This is a genomic window from Vibrio hepatarius, from assembly GCF_018860525.1.
In the GTDB taxonomy this organism is placed as follows: Bacteria; Pseudomonadota; Gammaproteobacteria; order Enterobacterales; family Vibrionaceae; genus Vibrio; species Vibrio hepatarius_B.
In genome coordinates this window covers 1-3,001 of sequence record NZ_JAHKPM010000066.1, presented here as the reverse complement: position 1 = coordinate 3,001, position 3,001 = coordinate 1, and the positions used below count along the sequence as shown (strand labels likewise).

Genomic DNA, 3,001 nt, shown 5'->3' with positions numbered 1-3,001 from the left:
TACACATCGATAATCTGCGTCGATTCATCCACTTTAACGGAGTGAATTCTCTGCCCTTGAAGACTGATAAGCTGGGAAAGTAGTTGAGTCAAAGTATTATTCATCCATCGAGACTAAAAAGAACTTACTAATCAGTATGGTAGAACGAGGGAATGTGGACATTAGACTCACCTAACCGGAGAAGAGCCGAAAAACTAATAGTTAGTCAAAAGCAAGTTCTATACTTGCCTACTCCTCAGATCCAAGGGTTGAAGGAGGCTGATTAAACTAGCAACTATAATTTTTTCTTCTTTAAGAGACGACTTAAAAAAGTCAGCTTAGAAGGCGGTATTGTAAGAACCGTCACTATCATCAATGCTAATGCAATATAGCGATACAAATCCGTATAGGCAGAGTTGTCTGTCTCGAATAAGAATAACCAGTTTCTTACAAAGGTTTTATCGAACGTTAAAGTATAATGCTGACTACCGAATTGACCCAAAACAAAAAGATAGATAATAAATACAATGACTTTATCTTTGCGAAGATACAGTTCAGATAGATAGTGACATATAATCACACCGAGTAGACTGACGAATACGTACAGCCAAATGGACATTATTCGTCACCTTCAAAATAGGGGTTTATGGCAGATTCAGCGGTTACTGTGTTACTTAAAAATTCAAAGCCCAGAGCTCCTTTTGACATCGAACGCCACCCTTTGGCATAGTCTCGTTTAGCGTATCTAAATAGCATAAGCTGTTCAGAGTCTGGCATATTCGTCCATTTTTCAGCTACTCGCTTTTTGGAGATAAGGCCATACCCACTTGTAGCAAGATCAACAATAGCATAAGCTGCGTCACCATCTCGTTTATTTAATCCGAGAGATGATGCTGTTTTGTGATATTGCTTCCGTAACATACTATTACTGTCTCCATATTTGCCAGTGTACTCTCCTTTCCAGTTTTGAACTATATTCCCTGTCATATTGTATGAATTTTCATAAATGTTGTTACCACCATGTGCCATCATTGTTGTACCTACTGTACTACACCAAGATGCCCCCGCGATAGAAAAAATAGAGCTGGTAACACATCCCCCATAACCCACCGACAATTGCCCAATACCCGCCACTAAACCTATACCATACTTACCGAGCTCAAAGGCCTGATCAATTAAACTCTGCCGTTCTCTTTTTACAAGTCGGACAACCCTATCTCCAACTAAAATCCCATTCTCGTAGTCTCGTAATAAACATTTTCCAAGAAAACGATATTGCTCTCGAAATTCATGCTGAATTGTAGGGTTAGACAAGTGCGTCTGACTGTATGTATTGGCTTGTTGTAGAAGCCCTCGGACAATCATTTTCACCTCATCTTCGCTGATTTCACCTCGACTTGAACTCATCTCTCAACCTTATCCCTAGCCTCTGAGAATGCTTGAAGCCACGAGGAAAAGGCCCCAGTATTTGCTGCTATATGTCTCCAACTGATGTCTCGGTATGAGATCAGCATTGTTTCATTCATTTCGTTATCATTGAAGTCAATCACATGTGGCATATGTGTCGATACAGAACGTATGAGCGCACCTGTCAGCTTAATTTCGTAAAAAAGTTCGCTTCCACCTTTAGGGCTTGGTCGATAGAAAGTTAAGCAACATTTTAATTCATCACCATCAGAGCAGGCCTGAGCCAACATCGGACTCGCTTTGTCTATCTTTTTAACTATTTGAATCGGGTTATGAATGGAATTGTTATCATAAGCGATTGAATGAGAGAAAGATAAAATAGTGATTTGATCTTCATGACCTGACTGGTAGCTATTCCCCATAGAAAGAGGGGTGTTGCAAGCACTAGATAAACATCCGTTGTTGATGCTATCGATTGAAAGAAAAGCTCTTGTTGACATGTTCTACCTCCGATAAAAAAGGTGAAAGGTAGCAAACTAGACGCTCACTTTCACAACTGCATATTAACCAGATAAATAGTTGAAAGATCGGGTTTTATATTCTTTATGACTGCATAATGGAGTGGAAAGACAGACTTAGTGTCAATATTGTCTGGCATATTCACAGATAGAGCCGTTTTGGATAAAAATAACTTTTTCTACTATGTGATATCGATAGAAAGAAATGGGGTAAATACCACCATAATTAACACTATGGTTAGAGTGATCAAGAGTGAGCTTAAAAACACTATTGGGAGTCATAAAATGCCCCTTTATGAGTTACAACCCAAAGTTCAAACAGTGATGTTGAGGTAACTTTGATATACAAAAAGGGCTCTTCTCCGCTTTCATGAGTCTGTATGCACAGGCTCATTCATCATAATTACATGATTTATAATGCTTATTTTAAAAATAAGTCAGTAGTCTATTTTGTCGTCTTTGTCTTCCTCGTTATTTAGCTTTAAAGGCCAGTGTGTTGAATCTTGTTCAATAGAAGAAATGTCCCAAGGCGTATTCGTTCGCTGTCGTCGAGACCGTAGGTATAAAGTCAAAGAGCCAATATCAGGGACTTCCTGCACCGTCGATCACTACGTTAAAAGACGTCTTCAAGATTTACCTGTGAGTGGGCGGCCTTGTACGATTGAGGTTGAGCTGGCTAAAACTAGAGACAAAGAAGGACGACGGTTGATCGAAGAGACTGAATATGTGGCTAAAGGTGGTCGTTATACCGCTCGCTTTTGCAAGTTCATCAGTGGGTTATGTCGTCACATGAGCATACATGCCGTCTCTCAACATTTAGGAATTCGCTGGGAAACTGTAAAAAATATCGATAGGGAATACTTGCGTTCAAGCTTACCAGCATTAGACCCCGAGAAACTGAATAACTTGGTTCATATTGGCGTCGATGAAGTTGCCAGAGCCAAGAGACACGATTATATGACGGTTGTTTATGACCTCGTCTCTGGGCATTTAATTTGGGTTGAACATGGTCGAAAAGCAGAAGTTCTGATCTCCTTCTTTAAGCAACTATCAGAAGAAACCAAATCAGGAATCAAAGCAGTATCAATGGATATGGG

The 3,001-nt window shown here is 39.8% G+C and carries 3 protein-coding genes and 1 pseudogene; 1 reads left to right on the top strand and 3 read right to left on the bottom strand.

Annotation, left to right across the window (positions count from 1 at the left end; translation table 11 throughout):
- Positions 1 to 274 precede the first annotated feature (274 nt).
- Genes KO511_RS20215 through KO511_RS20205 form a run of 3 tightly spaced genes read right to left on the bottom strand, consistent with a single transcriptional unit; the run spans position 275 to position 1,886 of the window.
- The gene (locus KO511_RS20215) at positions 275 to 598 is read right to left on the bottom strand and encodes a hypothetical protein (RefSeq protein WP_215989194.1); all 324 of its coding nucleotides are present in this window, start codon (positions 596 to 598) and stop codon (positions 275 to 277) included.
- Entirely contained in the window at positions 598 to 1,386 is a 789-nt protein-coding gene (locus KO511_RS20210) for a DUF4225 domain-containing protein (protein WP_215989193.1), read from the bottom strand. The genes KO511_RS20215 and KO511_RS20210 overlap by 1 nt, the downstream gene beginning before the upstream one ends.
- Positions 1,383 to 1,886 carry an Hcp family type VI secretion system effector gene (locus tag KO511_RS20205; RefSeq protein ID WP_215989192.1) on the bottom strand — a complete coding sequence of 168 codons (504 nt, stop codon included), beginning with the start codon at positions 1,884 to 1,886 and terminating at the stop codon, positions 1,383 to 1,385. Before KO511_RS20205 ends, KO511_RS20210 begins: the two co-directional genes overlap by 4 nt.
- 468 nt (positions 1,887 to 2,354) lie before the next feature.
- Between KO511_RS20205 and KO511_RS20200 the strand changes: the two are divergent.
- Positions 2,355 to 3,001, top strand: a pseudogene (locus KO511_RS20200) (ISL3-like element ISVa10 family transposase); the annotation flags it as partial.

Bases quoted from the DNA above. Each gene is read 5' to 3' on its own strand.
- KO511_RS20215 (WP_215989194.1), bottom strand. From the start codon at position 598: ATGTCCATTTGGCTGTACGTATTCGTCAGTCTACTCGGTGTGATTATA.
- KO511_RS20210 (WP_215989193.1), bottom strand. From the start codon at position 1,386: ATGAGTTCAAGTCGAGGTGAAATCAGCGAAGATGAGGTGAAAATGATT.
- KO511_RS20205 (WP_215989192.1), bottom strand. From the start codon at position 1,886: ATGTCAACAAGAGCTTTTCTTTCAATCGATAGCATCAACAACGGATGT.